The sequence below is a fragment of the Flavobacterium rhamnosi genome, assembly GCF_048286515.1.
Lineage (GTDB): Bacteria > Bacteroidota > Bacteroidia > Flavobacteriales > Flavobacteriaceae > Flavobacterium.
Genome location: NZ_JBLVPS010000019.1, coordinates 22,558 through 41,369, shown reverse-complemented (window position 1 = coordinate 41,369; position 18,812 = coordinate 22,558). Strand labels below are relative to the sequence as shown.

Here is an 18,812-nt window from a genome sequence, read left to right as displayed (position 1 = left end):
TTTGGTTTTCATTTATCAAAAAAAATATTGAAATGATTTAAATCCTACAAACAAAAAAGAGACTTGCGAAGGTCTCTTATTGGAATTATATATATCTTTTATAGAAGGTTTATTTACTCTTTAATAATTTCTCCAAATATTCCACCTTATCTTTTTCGGCTTGGACCAATCGCTCGTAAAGTTCTACAACTTTATCAAGCGGATTGAAATTAGGTTGAATGTTAATTGCATTTATAGTTGAACTATCATGACTGGTAAAAGTATTCGAAATAATATTTAATACCGTTTCATCACTATAGTTTTTAATTGCTTCAGCAGAAACACCTAGAACTTCTGCAATTGCTTTTAGTTTTTCTTCGTCTACAGTTTCACTTGCTTCAATATTAGAAACCGACTGCTGGCTTACACCAATTGCAGTAGCCAATGCTTCCTGTTTCATTCCTCTTAGCTCTCTGATTCGGCTAATATTTCTACCTACATGTTTCGGTTTTGTTGCTGTGCTCATAGTCCAAAGATATTTAAAATTCTGTCAAAAAAAATGCATTGGTAAAAAACAAGTCAGTTTTGGTTGGATACAATTGCGAATGGTTCGGTACGGTACAATCTATTGCTTACTTGCTGTGTATTAAACAAAAATACAATTTTTCGGACAAGTATTAACTAAAAAATTTAAATTATGAAAACAATTGGCAATGCAGGTTTACAGACAGTTAAGAACATTATTGTTGAAAGTATCGGTACCAGCAGTATTTACTGTTTAGGAGAGAGAAAGAAAAATCAATCGGTTTTAAATCCTTTTTCGGAAAACAATTCTAAAAAGGAAAAACATACCCATTTCTATTTATTAGTTTTTACAAATGAAAAGATTGCTAATGCAGTAGCAGACATCAGTGATATTGTGAAAACTAAAACTCAGGGGCGTTATACGGTTACTTTGTTAGTACATAAAGCGAAATCAAATCATTTTCTCAAGCCACATCAATTATATTTTTACCATGCCGTTTTAACCAAAGGCTGTAAAGTGTATGAGTATCAAAATATGCCACAGAATATTGCCTTTGATGAAGTTCCAAAACGTAATATTGATTATATACGCTCCTATTGGAAAAACAGAAATATAGTCGCTAAAAATTTTTTAAGAAGCGAAAATCAAATCGACTGTATGGATACCGGAGTCGTTCAGGAATCTATGATGCATACTGCTGTAGAACAGATCTGCTTAGGACTCATCAATGTGTTTTTAGGATATCATCCTGATCATTTTTCAATGGCTTATTTGTTTGAAATCTGTGAAATATTCACACCCCTTACCTCTGAGATATTTCCACAAACAACCAGTGAAGATAAAAAACTGTTTGATTTATTAAAAGCACATCCAGGTTCACTTCGTTGGGCTAATCTGAAAAAATCATGCTTATTAGATACTAAGCTTCTGGCGAAAAGATGCAATCTATTTCATGAAAGAGCTTGTGAACTTGTAGAAGCCGAATTGGAGCGTATTGATAATCTGTATAATAAAGAATCCTAAAAACTTAAATTATGTACCACAATATTTTAACTCAGAAAGATTACCCAGAGTATAGTCAAATAAAGAAAATAGTCAAACTTCTATTAGAGTTTATAGAAGTAGACACCATATATTTTTCAAAGCACTTCGAAGAGCCTTCCAATATTGGTATAATCACGGTTATCATTAGTAAAAGCAGCCCCCATTTTTACGATGATATTTACGAGTATGCATGGAAACTTTTCAAATCCCATCCAGAATTTTCATTCGTAATTTTTGATAAGGCATCCGTAAAGGAAGAACTTAACGAGGGTAATCCTTTTTTTATTATGAATTGCAGTGAAAGTGAACTTATATATAGTACTACAACACCCAAAAGCATTGTCAATATCGAAAAAATAAATGCTAAGAAACTGATAGAAAAGACTAAAAAGAGATTTCAGATTCACACTTCGTACAGTCTTATTATTGACCGCGATTTAAGATTCTATCGGAGCCATAATTTTTTGATGGCTGCCTATAATATACACCAACAATTCCGCTATCTGTTTATAAGTGTCTCTTCGTTTTTAACAGGAGAATATAGGATTGAACAAAGTCTCAAAAGACAACAGGAAAACCTCCGTATGTTTTCCAGTTTACTAGGCAATGCCTTTGATCCTGATAAAGAAGAAGAATGGTTTGTTCGGAAACAATTAGACAAAGCCTGTAGCGCAATTCAGTGGAATAAGGAAATAGAGCCTATTAGTAAGGAAACGGTAGAGTTGGCATCTATAAAATTGGATTGGTTCAAAAAAGAAATTGGAAGATTTTTTCAGGAATACCTTAAAAAAACAAAAGAAATATTTGAAGATCATGGAAACAAATAAAATTAAAACCCTAGAAGATTTTAAGCATTTTGCCTCTTATCATTTTAAAATGCTTAAGCCAGCAGAAAATATATATGCTGGTCATATTCTTGAAATAAAAGTTTCAGGGTATTCAGACATGATTGCACTAGCTGCTAATCTAATAAAAATGTGTGCCTATACTGTTCAGACGGAAGGACCATATGTCTCGGATTTGGGAAAAGATCCGCATATCGATATTGCATCAGTACTGGAACTTGCATTGCAATTATTTCCCCATGCAGAGTTAGAAGTATTGGACGAAATACATCAATTACTCATTGATGATGCAGCGAATAGCTACAAAGAAGATTAGTAAACCAACAATTAAATCATAAAAACAAAATCATGGAAATAGAAGAAAAAGATTCGGTAACAGATTTTTTGAAATTAATGAATAGGATCAATTATTTCACGAAACTAACACCTGATGAAAAAAAAGAGGATTTGTTTACTCTGGAATTAAAAGTTTCAGGTTACAAGGATGTAAGCTCGATGGTTTCGGACTTACTTAAAGTGAGTATTTTGGCTTTGGAGAGTGATCCGCCGTATATCTCAAGGGCCATTCGTAATCCTGAAATAAATGTTTTGGGTTTGCTGGAAATAGCACTTCAACTGATGCCACATGGAGAACTTGAATTACTCGATGAATTACATCAATTTTATTTAAAGCAGAGAGAGCAGTAAATAGTAATTTAAATAAATGATATATGGAAACGAATGGAATAAAAAAAATACAAGAATTGCAGGAAATGGTAAATACTCATTTTACAAAATTAAAGCCTAATGAAAAAGAAAAGAATACTTGTACGGTATCATTTACCGTATATGATTATAGTCACTTAATGTTCATTATCTCCGACCTAATGAAACTTTGTATTTACGCAACTGAAGATGAATTCGGCTTGGATTCTTGTTCTGTTGTAAGTTCAAAAATCAATATCGCACAGATATTGGAAATTGCAATTGAATTGCTTCCTATTGATGAAGCAGAGTTTTTAGACCAATCAAGGAAGCTTTTTTTTAAGAAAAATGGCAACGATATTCCTGAAAATTAAAATTCGAAACGCATATTTTTATTATCCCCAACGTATTTTGACTAGGATAAAATCTGAAATATCTTTTGTCTTTTAAGCGTTATATGATTGTTAAATAAAAAAGGCCAGTGTGGTCTTTTTTTAATAGAGGGATAGATGAAAAAAGATATAAAGATGAGGTACAAAGGGGTACAATTAAAATTGTACTTGTATAGGACTTTGTTTAATTGTTCCTTTATCGCTGAAATCAGTCAAGTCATCTTCAAAGTGATTTGTGGAAAGAGTAAAAGGATGTAAAGGGATTAATGAAAAGGAAATGTTTACCAGTATTTCATGGAGCAATTGCAATATTGTAATTGCTCCTCTTTTTTAATTCGAACATCTCCTTTGACACCATCACGATATATAGCGTAGCAGATAGAAAATGTAAAAAGAAACTGAAACTGACTTTATCTTGTCAAATTGACTGTTGATCTAATAGTATGGAGATTAAAATTCAAGAAATAATGACAAATGCAGAGATAATTGAAATTTTCAATAATAGTTTGAATTTGGATTCCAGATTGAAATTTTTAGAAGATTTATTAAAAGTGAAAGAGGATGGGATAGGGAAGAGTAATCTTTCGATCTGCAATAAAATTAATAAAAAATGTAAATCCATTTATAGTAAGAGTGAATTGGCACATCTTTTTTATCTTTTAATGGATGAAGGTGTTTTGTTTTTTGATACAGTAGACGAAAGAAATAATAGAGCCAGGTTACAGGATTTTCTTGTGGAAAATTTTACATATGCAGGAGATTCAGGTTTTCAGGTGGGTATAAAATCAATTAGTAAACAATTTTCCGAGTGTAAAGGATTTTCTTATAAAGAGAAGCAAATTAGGTTTTTAGATGAATTGATCATTAGAATTCAGCAACGGAAAGAAAGATTGATCAATTGGTAGTTTATAATTTATTTAATTAAAAATTTAACTTATGAAAAGTACTGAAGAAAAAAAAAACTCTTTTGTGATGAAAGTGAAGCAATTGTTAGACCCAGTGTTGATGAGATTGGAAAAAATCGATTCGAAGATTGATGGTAAAGATAGAGTGACCAGGCCAATGTATTATAGAAATGAAGATTTGAAAAAAATATTTGGTTTCTCTAATAATACAATAATTAAATACCGCCAGACAGGTGTTCTTCCTTTTACCAAATTGGGAGATATATTTCTGTATGATTCGAGCAAAATAGACAAGATACTTCATGGTAATGAAATAAAATAACTATTGTATTTTATGTACAATCATATAGAATGAAAAGCAAAAGAATTCGATAATAGGAGGGGACGACTTTTCGAACTCATTTGTAAATTAATTGGTAGTTATACGTAATATGTAAGTATTATTCCAATACATTTAAAATATTAGAAATTGAGAGGATTAAAATATGTTGAATTTAAAAATGAAATTTTGCGAAAAAATGAAATTTAACATATTTTAATTTTAATAAGTTTAAGATATACTATTTAAATGGCAATTCGACTGGACTTACTACCAGGCCAGTATTATTATTGTTTAAAGTTTTTAAAACGTTTGTAAAAGTTATTGCAATCTTTCCGAAATTATCCACATTATAATCATTTTCACCAGCTAAGCCATCAGCAATTAAATCTCCTTGTATAGCGAAACCTAAAGATTTTAAACTAAAATTTGCACTCATATTACTTAATTGTGCATTAGCAGCTATATCAGCATAGGATCCCTTAAATGATGCTTTAATTCCTTTAACATGAATATAACAGCGTAAACCTATCCCTACGCGCTTTTTAACTCCATTGCATGTTACTTCTTGATAACGAACATAATCTTGAATAAGCAACATTTCTTTTTTGCCTATACTTCCTCCAAAACCCATAAAACTTGCTTCAGCAGAACCTTCTTGAGTGAACTTATAATATTCATATCCAGAACCACTATTTAACTGAGTAATTGCAGTTGGTAAGGCTGTACATCCTAATGGTTCAGTCACTAGTTGTGGTATAAGGCTTGCCTCATCTTTACCAGTAATTTCATTATAGCGGACTACTTTTGAGTCATCTAATTGAACTCCCTTAATTGTAGCAAAAACATTGGAAAAATCCTTGTCCGTGATTTCTAAAGTGACAGGTTTTTCATTACTTAAACTTTGATTTCGATCTTTACATGAAGTAAAAAGAAAGGCGGAAATAAAAAATAAAATGTACTTTTTCATGGTTTTTATGTTTAAATTTTGTTAAATTTAACAAAAATAATATTATGACATGATGTTTTTTTATAATTGTTGTTAGTTTTTATGTTAATTCATATTCGCAAAAGCTTCATGGATTTATCTTTTGTAAAACAAATGATAAAAACCCAACAATGCAAAAAAGGTGCTATTAAAGATTGTGAGGGAAAAACGGGGAAAAAGAAAGCAAGAATCAAGTAACTGGCTATAGAATTCGGATTGTTATAAGCCCCGAAGGATGGGAAAGGGGAGCAGAGCCATTATGCGCATGCAGAAACCGCCGATATCTTAGCTACCCTTTTAGTCCGTTTCGAATGAAAATGAATTAAAAAAAAACGGTAACTTATTTAAAATTATTATGTCTACTTATACCATTTTAATTTAAGATTGTTGAATTTGAGTGGGATTTTTTTTAATTATTAATTAGCGAATTATGAAACGTAGAGCTTTTTTAGAAACTGTCGCAGGTGCTGCTTTGGCAATGCATACTGTCCCAGCATTTGGGCAACTAGCATTAGAAGAGAAAGAAGTTGGCTTATTTGAATTAATGCAAAATGCTCCTACTGTGGAAGCAATACCGGACTTGAAGAAAGAATTTGCTAATCTGCTTTTATGGCTACAGGAGAATAAATGGAATGAATTCTTTAAAGAAAGTTTTGGACTGAATTTGGATCCTAATTCTGCTGAACTTGCAGAAAATCTTAATAAAGAATTATTGGATGTTGGGAAAGTAATTGGCTTCGATGATTTTGCTGGTTGTAGAGCTATAGAACCAGGTTTTCCATCAATGAGTTTATTATATCATGGTTTAGCAAGCCCTAGAGTAACACCAAAACTTAATGGTGTTGGTTTTACAATAGAGCAATATCCTGATTTGCAAAAATTAGAGATACTTGAGAATTATATCACTTGTCTTAAAGATATTCAGATCCAAGCTGATGATTTTAATGAAAATTATGTTTTTGCATTATTTTCTTATGAGTATCGTCCAGCATTTAAAACACCAGAGAGTTGTCCTCATGCAGAATTTGTATATTCCAGATGCGGTATTGCAAGGATAGGTGAACATGACTTAAATTATAATAAGCAAAAAAGAAGTTTTGTAAATGAACCAATTGATCCCAAAAATGCAAAAGAGATTGCTATTATGCCTGCACGTTACGGCCTTTTTTTGGCGAAAAAAGTAAACTTTGACAAGGTCAAAGCTATAAGTGAAGAAAATTCTGATAGCCGTAATTATTTGGTATTTAAAACACAGCGAAAGTTTTTGCAGCCAGTAAAAAAAATCTTTGATGGAGATCCATTTATCGGGGGAGGAACTATTAAATTTATGGAATCTCATAAAAATGAAAAGCTAAAAAAATTAGTAGACCGCTCTGATATTGACATGCCTTGTGGTGTTTTCGATATCGCTACAGCACCTTTTGTGAGAGTAAGCAGCTCTGATGAGTCGGGCAACTTAGATTTAGTAAGTCATAATTCTAAATTGGTAAGCTTAAAGCGCATAGGTTCAAGTATATTGCTAAATTCGGTACCGGCAAAAATTATAAGGATTGCAGAACAAAATCATAAAACAGCATGTTTTAAGGTGCCAAAAGTTCATGATACAATTGTTGAATCAAATCGTCGATATACATCTCTTAAGTTACAAAATGAGATATATAGAAATGCGTTTGATTATGCTATTACTGAAGGGGTAGGTAAAAGGTATAAAGCGACAAGATTTGGTGCCCCTCGCAATGCCCCTCTTTTTGTCAACATAAGATATAAAGTAAATGACACTAGTTTTCAAATTGAAGAATATTATGGACATGATGAGTGCTCACATGAAAAAATATATGAAGGGGGGTATTATGCTGCTATGTTTGAAGATAGTATATGTGATGGATGTCTTACAGCTTCAGTAATTATAAAATATGAAATTGATCCCGTAAGAAGAAGGAAATTGCAACATATTTTTCCTGCTTTTTCACTTGTTTCTGCTCCAGATTTCTTCCCTTTTGCAGACAGTCATGATTTGATTGGCTATGACGAAAATGGCTCAAGCAGTTTTATGGAAGGCGGTTATGAGAATCTCTCAGTCAGTAGATTACTAGCAAATCCTAACATAATTGCTCCTTACACTGATCGGAAGGCTTTTCCAGATGATAAAAAAACACGTAATTTTCAGCATCCTGAAATTGAAGGTATTGCTCCGACATTCATTGAAGAGATTACATTAGAGGATGTAATAAAATATGATGTTTCCGATACCTTATTGGCTATTATAGCGGGAGTTTCAGAACCTTTCAATGGATCTTATAAAGAAAAAGAGATTTATAAATATCCAAAGATGAGAGATTATGATGCAACAAGTTTCTTAAGTGATACGGCATCATTTATTTTCGCACCTGGCTGGGATGCAACTTACTCAAGGGATAATAAGAATCGGACTTATTTGGCTACTTTTGGGCTTGGATCTCCTTTTCCGGAAGATATGAAATTATGTGCAGCTGCAAATGGTATGTGGCCTGTTGCTTCACCTGATGCGGCCAGAACTTTTCAGGGAGGTCTCAAGCCACTTCCAGTTTATAATACAGTTCCACCGTGTGCAATTCCATTGATGGATGATGAAATCGGTTATCATTCATCGCATCCTGATGTAAAATCTAATGTTAGTTTAGCACCTACTTATGGTTGGGATGGTGAGCAGGGACCCTTTTTTGAGAAGTATGATCAAACATATTGGATTAACTTCACTGATATTGGAAGTTCCGATTACATTGAAAATCTTCGAGACGATAAAGTAGGCTTTAATATGGAAAAACTTAGGAGCTTAAAGTGTAATGAATTAATCTTTAGAATTGATTGTTTGCGGCAGTGTAAAAAACATGTTGAAGGAATAAGAAAAGAGTTTTCAACTCTTTGGCTGGTAAGTGCGGAAAAAGTAAATTGGAGTCAGAAAGTAGAAGGATATGGAGTACCTACTAATTTGGTTGGTAGTGATAAAAAGTGGGCAACCAGTCCAAAGAACGGAATAGAAGGTAATGGCTATTTATATATTTTTGCGGATCCTCTATATGATAAGTATGATGATATGTGCGAAAACTATACCTGGGTTGGAGATAGAAAAGATAAAAGAAGAAGAATTAAGTCTAAAAAAATTGTAGTCTGTCAGATTACTAAAAATTCAATTGCTTGGTGCGAGTTAGATCCTAAAGGATATTCTTCTGAAAATCTTCTTAAATGGAACTATGCCTAAACATCAAAATATAATTATTATTGGCTTTGGGTCTAGTGCTTGTGCTGCAGCACTTAATTCGCTGCTATTGGGACGCAGCGTTACCATACTTGCAGGAACTAAAGTTAAAAATGATAAGCAATCTGAGGATAGACCTTCGGAGAGTATTCATCCTGGGCTGCTTTCATTATTGGATCATCTGAACTGTGGGAGTATGCCAGTTAATTGTAAAAGAGGGGTTTATGAGAATATTTTGGCTAATGGGGAAAATACAATGTTGGGTAAAGATAGTTCTGGTGTATGGGAGGGAGTGCATATCGATAAGGAAATTTTTTTATGCTTTCTAAGAGATAAGGTAGTTAAGGGTAGGGTAGAAATATACTATAAAAATGCTGCAGAATTATTATCGAATAATGGACGTATTGTTGGTGTTACAACAGATGATGGAATTGAATATTTTTGTGATTATGTAATAGATGGAAGTGGGAGATTTCACTTTAGCGCACGTGAATTAGCTTTAAAGCGAGAGTATTTTTCACCACCGTTAGTATGCTGGTCTGGAGTTACTAAAGATATATTACCTGAAATATTTGAAAAAATTAATACTTCATTTACCTCTAATGGCTGGTCATGGACTTGGTTGGCACCTGAGAATAATGGGAATTGTACGTGGACAAGACTTTCCTTAAAGGGGCAATCTGATTTCAAACCTCCTAAATTATTGGAAGAGTTTCAAAATAGCACTCCAATTGTCTTTACCATGCGTTGGCATTTGTTTCGTCCTGTAGCAGTGCGAGGTCTGCTAATATGTGGAGATGCAGCGGGAGTAATTGATCCCGCTGCAGGTCAAGGAATTTTTTATTCTATGCTTTCGGCTATTGCGGCAATTGAAACCATTGATAGATGTTTAAAATCTCCAGAGAGTGAAAATGCATTTTTAATGGAGTATGATCATTGGTTCGTTTCTCAATATATGACAAAAGTTGACAGATTAAGAGACTATTATAATAAATCCAATCTACACTAGATTTTCTATATAATCCTAATAAAAAAATATTTTACTTTTTCTTGTTGACTTTCAGGGATTTTTTTTTCCTGTCCTGTATTTTGAGTATTGCCGATGTCGAGCCAATAGGAATTTGTTGTATTACCAGTTGTTTTAAGTCGTCCAGTCATGCAAGGTATTTGCAATGTAAAACATGCTGATATGGTGTCCACACATGAGATATAAATATTGAACTTTCCTTGATTGGGAACGAATTCGAAATTGGCTGTACAAAACTGCTTTATTACGGCTTTCCAATGAAAAACTAGTGGAAAATAAAGGGCTTGTATATTTGTATAAGTACAAGCCCTTCCCTATATAATTTATGGGATAGTGTTTCATTCCTAAATAAGCTATTTTCAGAGCGTTTAATTAGTAGTTTCACGAAGTTTTTTTTCTGTATTTTGTAACGGGACTTTTTTAGTGTCCTAGATAGGAGTAATCCTTTTGCTTTTTGGATTTTATGATTGAGGTTTCTCTAATTTCTCTTTGAGTTTGTTCATATCTTCCATAATATTTATATCTAGTACTTTGGCGTAATGTTGAGTTTGTTTAATATTAGTATGCCCCATCATTGCTGAAACATTCTCGATTCTCATACCGTTGCCTAAGGTTACAGTGGTGGCAAAGGTATGTCTGGCAACATACCAGGTAAGGTGTTTGGTGATGCCGCAGATATCTGCTATTTCCTTGAGATAAGCATTCATTTTTTGATTGGATATCTGTGGGATTAATCCTTTTTGTTGATTTTTATATTTATTGATGATTTTTAAAGTAGGGGGAAGTACTGGAACATTTGCTCTTATAGCGGTTTTAGCTCTGCTAGTCATAATCCAAAGATTACCATTATTGTCTTCGAACAAGTTGTCAAGTGAAAGGTCCATAGCATCGACTGGAGCATAGCCAGTATAGCAGGAAAAGAGAAAGATGTCTTTTACTTTTTCTAAACGATTAACCGAGAATATTTTACTCTCTATCGTATCGAGTTCCTGCTGGGTTAGAAACACAGCATCTTTAATGCTTAATTTGCCGTCGTAGATTTGGAAAGGATTTTTGATGATTAAGTCCATTTTAATACTGTAATTGCAGGCAGTTTTGTACATTTTCATATACTTGACTACTGAATTGTTTTTGATGCCTATTTGGCCTTTAAAATTACTTTCGTATTTTAGAAATTCTTCCAACTTGTAGACAAACGAACTTGTGATTTCCAAAGCAGGCATATCATTGGTTCCATAGTTCTTTTTGATAAAATTCAAAAGAAGCTCTTTGGATCGCTCGTACTTTTGAAGAGAAGCATTGGAGCGTTCCTCATTTAGCACTTTTCTATTAAAGTATTTAATATACTTGTCCAGAATTTTAATAATGGTAACCTGATTGTTGTTGCCGTTTATTTTTGTTTTTCCGCTTAGCTCAGCTTTTAATAATTCTAAGGATACTTCGGGATCAATTTTGAAGAGTTCATTGAATTTTTTCTCTGTATTCAGTTGAAAAAGGTCAAGAGAGTTTTTAATGACTTTTTCTTTTTCTAGTTTTAATACATTTCTCAGATTGTTCGTAAAGAGCCATCTTTCTTTAGAGATGGATTTTCCGGTGCTGATGGCAATGGTTTTCTTCTTGTAGGATATGCGGGCATATACAGATGATTCTCCGATTCTATCTACTTTTTCAGCTTTTAGGTAAAAAATTACTTTTAACATGTTATCTAGTTTTTAAATTAATATTCAAATTGATTTAAAAATTTTGATAGAGCCCTATAATAGCAGGGAATTCCCGGGGAATTCTCTTTTTTTAGTGCACCTAAAATTGGAAAAAAAACCAAAATTTTTAGGTGCACTAATAGGTGTACTGTCCTTTGATAAAGTAGGTGTTTTTTGAAAGGTTGCCAAAATCAAAAAAGCCTTTAAACACTAGTGTTTAAAGGCTTTTGACTTTTAAAGTTTCTTTTGAAACCTTATGTGGCGGAGAAAGAGGGATTCGAACCCCCGGACCTGTTACAGTCAACAGTTTTCAAGACTGCCGCATTCGACCGCTCTGCCATTTCTCCAGTATGTCGCTTTCATTATCTGATTGCGAGTGCAAATATAAGAACCTTTTTTGGTTATGCAAATCTATTTTTAGAAAAAAAGCATCTATTTTTAGTACCACCTTTTAAATGTTTCATTTTCTATACTTTAGGGGAAACTTATTTTTGCAAAAAATTAAATTATAACTTTAATACTTTACGTATTCTGTTATTTCCAGTCCATAACCAATCATTCCGACGCGTTTTGTTCCCTCAGTATTGGATACCAATCTTATTTTTGAGATATCAATATCATGCAATATTTGAGCACCGATACCAAAATCTTTACTGTCGATAACAATTTTGGGGGCTTTCATTACTCCTTCACTCTGTAATAATTTAAGTTCTGTTATGCGATTCAATAAATTAACCGATTGCATATCCTGATTGATAAAGATAACGGCACCTTTTCCCTGTTCGTTAATTACTTTAAACATATCATCCAGTTGCTGATCTGCATTATTAGTCAATGTGCCTAATAAGTCATTATTTACCTGTGAGGAATTGATTCTTGTTAAAATAGATTCGCCCAAATTCCACATGCCTTTTGTTAAAGCAATGTGTATTTGTTTGTTGGTAGTTTGTTGGTACGCTCGTAATCTGAAAGTACCAAAGCGAGTCTCAATATCAAAATCTTCCTTTTTGATAATCAGACTGTCGTGCTGCATTCTGTAGGCAACTAAATCTTCAATAGAAACTAATTTTAAATTGAATTTTTTAGCGACTTTTACTAATTGTGGTAAGCGTGCCATCGAGCCATCTTCGTTCATGATTTCTACAATCACTCCAGCTGATTTAAAGCCTGCCAGACGTGCAAAATCAATTGCGGCCTCTGTATGTCCGGTTCTTCTCAATACGCCTCCTTGTTTAGCGATAAGAGGGAATATATGCCCTGGTCTTGCTAAATCGTGTGGTTTGGTTTTAGAGTCAACTAAAGATAGAATTGTTTTTGCTCTATCTCCCGCTGATATCCCTGTTGTTACTCCATTTCCTCTTAAGTCTACCGAAACGGTAAAAGCAGTTTCCATTGGATCTGTATTATTACTGACCATTACATGCAGTCCTAATTCTTTACAACGGCTTTCGGTTAATGGTGCACAAATCAGTCCACGGCCATGTGTAGCCATGAAATTAATCATTTCCGGAGTTACTTTCTCTGCTGCAGCCAGGAAGTCACCTTCATTTTCCCGGTCTTCATCATCAACAACAATAATAATTTTTCCTTGTCGAATATCTTCAATCGCTTCTTCTATTGTGTTTAGGTGTATTTTAGGTGTAACCATGGTTGGTGTTTAATTTTGTGATGGAAATATTTTTTGGAATATTTTTTGAAATGGAGCTAAAATAACATCCATGTTTATTAATCCGATATCGTTTGTAGCTCTGTATGATAAAAGAATAGCTAACGGTGATAGAATAAAGGAGGACATCCAGGCTCCTAAAAATGGAGACAGGCCGTCTTCTTGTGCAATTCTTTTACCGAAAGTATTTATAAAGTGAAAAGTTATGAAAATTAAAACCGCAAAAATAATAGGAAGTCCCAATCCTCCTTTTCTGATAATGGCACCCAAAGGGGCTCCAATAAAAAACATTAAAAAGCAGGCATATGCAATTACAAATTTGTCATAGAATGCCAATAGATGATTATTGATGTTTTTTCGTTTATTTTTAAGCTCTGTGTTACTGGCGTCAATCGAATATTTTGTACTGGAAAGGTTGCTAACGGCGAGGTCTAAAATCTTTGATTTTTGCTGGTTGTTATATAATGACAATATATTGTTGGGAAGATTTTTAGTTTTTTTTAAGGGCTGTATTTTATTGTCCCTAGGAATTACAATGCGTTGATTCATGTTTTCTGAAAACGAAATGATATCCGTTTTCAAATTTTTATGCAAGGAATCTAAAGTATAATTTAATTCATTTACCGTAAGCATTGTATTGGTATTTGCAATCTGTTCATCATTTACATCCACTGTATTCAATTTTGATAAATCGATGTTGATAATGTATTTTTTGAATGAACTTTTTGCAAAAGGCATTTTGCTTCTTTCCTCATATTTTTTAGGAACGATATCTTCATAGTAATAGCCATTATTCAATACTAATTGTAGAATACTGGATTCCTCACTACTTATTAATTCACCGTTTTTAGCCTTGATAACTGTTTTGCTGCCGTCACCAAGATTTGATTTTTTGTGGATTGTTATACCGGTAAGGAAATTTCCGTTTTCTCCGGATTTTTTATTGACTTTTATATTATAAAACCCGACATCGCTAAACTGTCCTTCGGCAATTGCGAGGGCCGGTTTGGCCTGAGCAATATTTTTTCTGAAATTGATAAACTTGTATTCCGCAAAAGGAATTACGTTATTGGCAAAAAGAAAGGCGATAAACCCAAGGATAACGATAAAAACAGTCAGGCTTTTCATTGCTCTTTTTAGTGAAACCCCAGCTGATTTCATGGCAGCCAATTCATAATTTTCGGACAAATCGCCAAAAGTCATGATGGAAGACAATAGTACAGATAAAGGTAAAACCAAAGGAATAATACGAGGCATGGAAAAGCCCAGAAACTTGACAATCATTAGTAAGTCCAAATCTTTACCAGCCAATTCAGATATGAATAGCCAAACAGTTTGAAGTATAAAAATGAAAAAAAGTATTACAAATACAGTAGTAAATGTAGTCAGAAATGTTTTTAATAAGTATTTGTCAAGAATCTTCACCGATATAGATTAATCTAATTTGTTGATGTAGTAATTTGGATATTTACTTTCGGCAAATGTAAATTGATTTTTTGACAAAGGTTGGTTGGTTTTAAAAGAATTAACGGTTAAAGTCGTTTTTGTGCCTTTTTTGCCCATTTCAATCAAATTATAGATATGTTTGGTTTGTACATCGATTCCCAATAGTACCTCTTTTCTTTGGTCTTTTGCATTGGTAGGGATAAGCTTGATGTATTGTATTTTTCGACCTTTTATATCCTGTACAATATCCATGGAATATTTATAACCGGAATTAAAAAAAGTTAACATTTTAGAAGGTGTAATAGCATTATCGTCTTTTTCGTTGACAGTAGAAATCGTAATTTCTTCATCTTCCGGAACAATAGTGTATGTTTTTTTTCCATCAAAAATTTTGGTAACGCCCATAAAATTCAGAACATACTGATTTCCTTTCATCGTTACATTTCCTTTACTATCCTGATTGATGTTTTCTCTGCTGTTGTTTAAAGAATATTTAAAATCAATTACAATAGTATTGTAGCTTTTAACTTTTGCTGTAACCTGATCTAAAAGGAGTTTTGCTTTCTTATCTTGTGCTTGTATTGAAAAACTAAAAAGTAATAAAGCTGTGATTAACAAAAAGCTTTTTCCTATACTTTCCATATTGTTTTTCCTAAATTTTTGAATCGTTAATTTCATGGTGTTAATTGTTTTGTTCATTGTTGAAAAATTGATCAAGAGAACTCATGTCCAGGATGTTTACACTTCGTGCTTTACTTCCTTCAAAGGGACCTACAATGCCAGCAGCTTCTAATTGATCGATCAATCGACCTGCTCTGTTGTAGCCCAATTTTAGTTTTCTTTGTAACAATGAAGCGGAACCTTGTTGTGCATTTACAATAATTTCGGCGGCTTCTCTAAACAAAGTATCTCTATCGGAAATATCCATATCAAGATTAATGCCACTTTCCTCTCCAACAAACTCCGGAAGCAAATAAGCCGTTGCATACGCTTTTTGAGAACCAATGAATTCAGTGATTTTTTCTACTTCAGGTGTATCTATAAAGGCACATTGAACACGTACCACATCATTTCCGTTTGTATACAGCATATCTCCACGTCCGATCAGCTGATCCGCACCCTGCGTATCAAGAATAGTTCGGGAATCAATTTTTGAGGTTACTCTAAAAGCTATTCTGGCAGGGAAGTTGGCTTTTATCAAACCTGTAATCACATTCACAGAAGGCCTTTGGGTTGCAATAATTAAGTGGATTCCAATAGCTCGCGCTAATTGCGCTAATCGTGCAATAGGAACCTCGACTTCTTTTCCTGCAGTCATAATTAAATCGGCAAACTCATCTACAACAAGAACGATGTAAGGTAGAAAGCGATGTCCATTTTCAGGATTTAATTTTCGGGCCTTAAATTTGTCGTTGTATTCCTTAATGTTACGCACCATCGCATCTTTCAGTAACGAATAACGGTTGTCCATTTCCACACAAAGTGAATTCAGTGTATTAACGACTTTTGCATTATCTGTAATGATTGCATCATCCATGTCTGGAAGTTTTGCTAAATAATGTCTTTCAATTTTATTAAACAGCGTTAGCTCTACTTTTTTAGGATCGACCAAAACAAATTTAACTTCGGCCGGATGTTTTTTGTACAGAAGTGAAGTCAGAACTGCATTCAAACCAACAGATTTCCCCTGTCCGGTAGCACCCGCCATCAGTAGGTGGGGCATTTTTGCTAAATCAACCACAAAAGTTTCATTGGAAATTGTTTTTCCAAGCGCAATTGGCAATTCCATTTCAGCTTCCTGAAATTTGGCGGAACCAATAACACTTTTCATAGACACCATGGTAGGATTCTTGTTAGGAACCTCGATTCCTATTGTTCCTTTTCCGGGAATAGGAGCGATGATACGAATTCCTAATGCAGAAAGTGACAACGCAATATCGTCTTCTAAACTTTTAATTTTTGAGATACGAATTCCCGCTTCCGGTACAATTTCATATAGCGTAACTGATGGTCCGACAGTAGCTTTAATCTGTGCAATTTCTATTTTATAATTGCGAAGCGTATCAACGATTCTATTTTTGTTTTCTTCTAATTCTTCCTGGTTGATCGTAATTCCGCCAGTTGAATATTCCTTTAATAAGTCTATCGTTGGAAATTTATAATTGGATAAGTCTAAGGTTGGATCGAATAAACCAAAATCAGCCACCAATCTGGATGCTAAATTCTCTTCTATAATATCTTCTTCCGGAGCAGTTTCTATTACAAATGCATTATCAATAGGAGCAACAGTTGCTGGAGCAGCGATTGGAGTAACTTCCATAGCAAGCGGTTTTGCAATAGGGTCTCTATTAATATCGGATGAGTTACTAATAGTTGGTTTTAGCGCTTCTTTGTTGATTTCAAATTGAGAACCATTTGTCTTGAGATGGATCTCATCTATTTCTTCTTCCGCAACTGCAAATTCTTCCAGATTATAGTCGCTTTTTGCGCTATTTAAAGGATTGGTTGCTAACTCAGCTTTGATTTCTTTTTTGGTATTATCAAAGAAAGACTGAATGTTTTCCGGAGAAATTTTGATCTTGAAAATTATATAAATGATTAATCCAAAAAGTAAAACTAAAAGCGTTCCTGTTTTTCCGATGTAATCCTGGAGGAATAAATTCAGTTCATATCCAATTATCCCCCCTAATTCGGGTGCTGAAGTAGCAAAAAAACCAAACAAAACGGATAAAATAATAATTACGAATAGATCCCAAAACCAAATATTCTTTAGCTTTTTTAACGAAATGGCAAGAATCATGTACATTCCTGTCAGAAAAAACAAGCGTACAAATATAAAAGCGGCAATACCAAAACCTTTATAAACAATCAAGTCCGCTAAAAAGGCTCCAAATTTACCCAGCCAATTGTGAACAGTTTCAGTTCTGTCGGTCAATTCCTGAACAGCACTTTGATCTTGTTGTCCGTAAATGTAAAAGGAGATAAATGCAAATAATAAAGCAATTGAAAAGAGGACCAACAGAGAACCAAAAACAATTTTGTGTTGTTTTGTTAGTTGCAGTGGGCTAATTTCCTCAGATTTAGAATCTTTTTTCTTATCTAAAAATGCTGTTTTTGTTGTTTTTGCCATTCTTGATTGTAATAATACCTAAAAAAATAGTGGTATATATATGATTAAACCGATTGCTATTGCTGTCAAAGCAGCAAAAAAGACAGCTCCTGCAGCAATATCTTTGATGAACCCAATTCTTTCATGATAATTAGGATGAATAAAATCGGCTATTTTTTCAATAGCCGTATTTAAACCTTCAATGCTCATGACCAAGCCAATGGCTAAAGTCTGAAAAAGCCATTCTGTTTTAGAAATTCCATAATAAAACCCAGCAATGCTAATCAGTATTCCAATTGAAAACTGTACCATAACGCTGTGTTCAGTGGTAATCAATTTTACGGCACCTTTAAAAGCATAGGAAACACTTTTTAATCTTCCGGTAAAGAAAGTATTGTCTTTTTGAAATTCCATTCAGAGGGTATTAAAGTACTGCTAATGCAGCTTCGTAATTTGGCTCATCTACAATTTCAGGTACTTGCTCCGTATGGGTAATTGTTCCATTTTCGTCAACTACTATGATAGCTCTGGAGTGCAAACCTGCCAGAGGACCATTCGTAATTTCTAAACCGTTGATTTTACCAAAACTTCCTTCTGAGAAATCAGATAAATTAATAACATTTTCAAGTCCTTCAGCACCACAAAAACGTTTTTGAGCAAAAGGCAAATCTCTTGAGATGCATAGTACATTGGTGTTTTCTAATTTACTGGCGCTTTCGTTAAATTTTCGAACAGAGGTAGCACAAGTCCCGGTATCAATACTTGGGAAAATATTCAAAACTAATTTTTTACCTGCAAAGTCACTTAGCGAAGCAATAGAAAGATCGTTTTTTACTAATTTAAAATCACTCAATTTTGAGCCTACTGTTGGTAATTCTCCTGAAGTGTTTATTGGATTTCCTCCTAATGTTATTGAAGCCATAATTTTTGTTTTTTAATGAGGTTCA

18 protein-coding genes and 1 tRNA gene are annotated in these 18,812 nt (G+C 33.5%); 9 read left to right on the top strand and 10 right to left on the bottom strand.

What is annotated here, in order from left to right; translation table 11 throughout:
* Positions 1-109: 109 nt before the first annotated feature.
* Positions 110-505 carry a helix-turn-helix domain-containing protein gene (locus ACNQGN_RS14400; protein ID WP_417988521.1) on the bottom strand — a complete coding sequence of 132 codons (396 nt, stop codon included), beginning with the start codon at positions 503-505 and terminating at the stop codon, positions 110-112.
* 171 nt (positions 506-676) lie between these two features.
* On the opposite strand from ACNQGN_RS14400, the gene ACNQGN_RS14395 reads away from it, so the two are divergent.
* From ACNQGN_RS14395 to ACNQGN_RS14365, 7 genes are all read left to right on the top strand, one after another.
* A complete protein-coding gene (locus ACNQGN_RS14395; protein ID WP_417988520.1) occupies positions 677-1,528 on the top strand; it encodes a hypothetical protein in 852 nt (283 codons plus the stop codon).
* A gap of 11 nt (positions 1,529-1,539) precedes the next feature.
* Positions 1,540-2,376: a hypothetical protein gene (locus ACNQGN_RS14390; RefSeq protein ID WP_417988519.1), complete on the top strand. Its 837-nt coding sequence runs from the start codon at positions 1,540-1,542 to the stop codon at positions 2,374-2,376.
* A 49-nt stretch (positions 2,377-2,425) separates the two neighbouring features.
* Positions 2,426-2,710 (top strand): hypothetical protein, encoded by a 285-nt coding sequence (locus tag ACNQGN_RS14385; protein WP_417988518.1) that lies wholly within the window; start codon positions 2,426-2,428, stop codon positions 2,708-2,710.
* A 32-nt stretch (positions 2,711-2,742) separates the two neighbouring features.
* Positions 2,743-3,081, top strand: coding sequence for a hypothetical protein (locus tag ACNQGN_RS14380; RefSeq protein WP_417988517.1), 339 nt, complete (start codon positions 2,743-2,745; stop codon positions 3,079-3,081).
* 23 nt (positions 3,082-3,104) lie between these two features.
* Entirely contained in the window at positions 3,105-3,452 is a 348-nt protein-coding gene (locus tag ACNQGN_RS14375) for a hypothetical protein (protein ID WP_417988516.1), read from the top strand.
* A gap of 461 nt (positions 3,453-3,913) precedes the next feature.
* Positions 3,914-4,375: a hypothetical protein gene (locus ACNQGN_RS14370; protein WP_417988515.1), complete on the top strand. Its 462-nt coding sequence runs from the start codon at positions 3,914-3,916 to the stop codon at positions 4,373-4,375.
* A 31-nt stretch (positions 4,376-4,406) separates the two neighbouring features.
* Complete coding sequence (locus tag ACNQGN_RS14365) at positions 4,407-4,697, top strand: DNA-binding protein (RefSeq protein ID WP_417988514.1); 291 nt, start codon at positions 4,407-4,409, stop codon at positions 4,695-4,697.
* Positions 4,698-4,935: 238 nt separating this feature from the next.
* On the opposite strand, the gene ACNQGN_RS14360 is transcribed toward ACNQGN_RS14365, so the two are convergent.
* Positions 4,936-5,664, bottom strand: coding sequence for a hypothetical protein (locus tag ACNQGN_RS14360; protein ID WP_417988513.1), 729 nt, complete (start codon positions 5,662-5,664; stop codon positions 4,936-4,938).
* 448 nt (positions 5,665-6,112) lie between these two features.
* On the opposite strand from ACNQGN_RS14360, the gene ACNQGN_RS14355 reads away from it, so the two are divergent.
* Complete coding sequence (locus ACNQGN_RS14355) at positions 6,113-8,920, top strand: hypothetical protein (RefSeq protein ID WP_417988512.1); 2,808 nt, start codon at positions 6,113-6,115, stop codon at positions 8,918-8,920.
* Positions 8,913-9,926, top strand: a complete 1,014-nt coding sequence (locus ACNQGN_RS14350; protein WP_417988511.1) for an NAD(P)/FAD-dependent oxidoreductase — start codon at positions 8,913-8,915, stop codon at positions 9,924-9,926. The genes ACNQGN_RS14355 and ACNQGN_RS14350 overlap by 8 nt, the downstream gene beginning before the upstream one ends.
* Positions 9,927-10,405: 479 nt before the next feature.
* Here ACNQGN_RS14350 and ACNQGN_RS14345 read toward each other — a convergent pair whose 3' ends face one another.
* The 8 genes from ACNQGN_RS14345 to tpx all read right to left on the bottom strand — a co-directional run bounded on the left by ACNQGN_RS14345 (position 10,406) and on the right by tpx (position 18,787).
* Positions 10,406-11,644 carry a site-specific integrase gene (locus ACNQGN_RS14345; protein ID WP_417988510.1) on the bottom strand — a complete coding sequence of 413 codons (1,239 nt, stop codon included), beginning with the start codon at positions 11,642-11,644 and terminating at the stop codon, positions 10,406-10,408.
* A gap of 259 nt (positions 11,645-11,903) precedes the next feature.
* A tRNA-Ser gene (locus ACNQGN_RS14340) sits at positions 11,904-11,991 on the bottom strand.
* 167 nt (positions 11,992-12,158) lie between these two features.
* Positions 12,159-13,292, bottom strand: coding sequence for a 3,4-dihydroxy-2-butanone-4-phosphate synthase (ribB, locus tag ACNQGN_RS14335; protein WP_417988509.1), 1,134 nt, complete (start codon positions 13,290-13,292; stop codon positions 12,159-12,161).
* Positions 13,293-13,301: 9 nt separating this feature from the next.
* Positions 13,302-14,735 (bottom strand): LptF/LptG family permease, encoded by a 1,434-nt coding sequence (locus ACNQGN_RS14330; RefSeq protein ID WP_417988508.1) that lies wholly within the window; start codon positions 14,733-14,735, stop codon positions 13,302-13,304.
* A 9-nt stretch (positions 14,736-14,744) separates the two neighbouring features.
* Complete coding sequence (lolA1, locus tag ACNQGN_RS14325) at positions 14,745-15,398, bottom strand: outer membrane lipoprotein periplasmic chaperone LolA1 (protein WP_417988567.1); 654 nt, start codon at positions 15,396-15,398, stop codon at positions 14,745-14,747.
* A gap of 40 nt (positions 15,399-15,438) precedes the next feature.
* Positions 15,439-17,886: a DNA translocase FtsK gene (locus ACNQGN_RS14320; RefSeq protein WP_417988507.1), complete on the bottom strand. Its 2,448-nt coding sequence runs from the start codon at positions 17,884-17,886 to the stop codon at positions 15,439-15,441.
* An 18-nt stretch (positions 17,887-17,904) separates the two neighbouring features.
* Positions 17,905-18,279, bottom strand: coding sequence for a diacylglycerol kinase family protein (locus ACNQGN_RS14315; protein WP_417988506.1), 375 nt, complete (start codon positions 18,277-18,279; stop codon positions 17,905-17,907).
* Positions 18,280-18,289: 10 nt separating this feature from the next.
* Positions 18,290-18,787 carry a thiol peroxidase gene (tpx, locus tag ACNQGN_RS14310; RefSeq protein WP_417988505.1) on the bottom strand — a complete coding sequence of 166 codons (498 nt, stop codon included), beginning with the start codon at positions 18,785-18,787 and terminating at the stop codon, positions 18,290-18,292.
* Positions 18,788-18,812 lie beyond the last annotated feature (25 nt).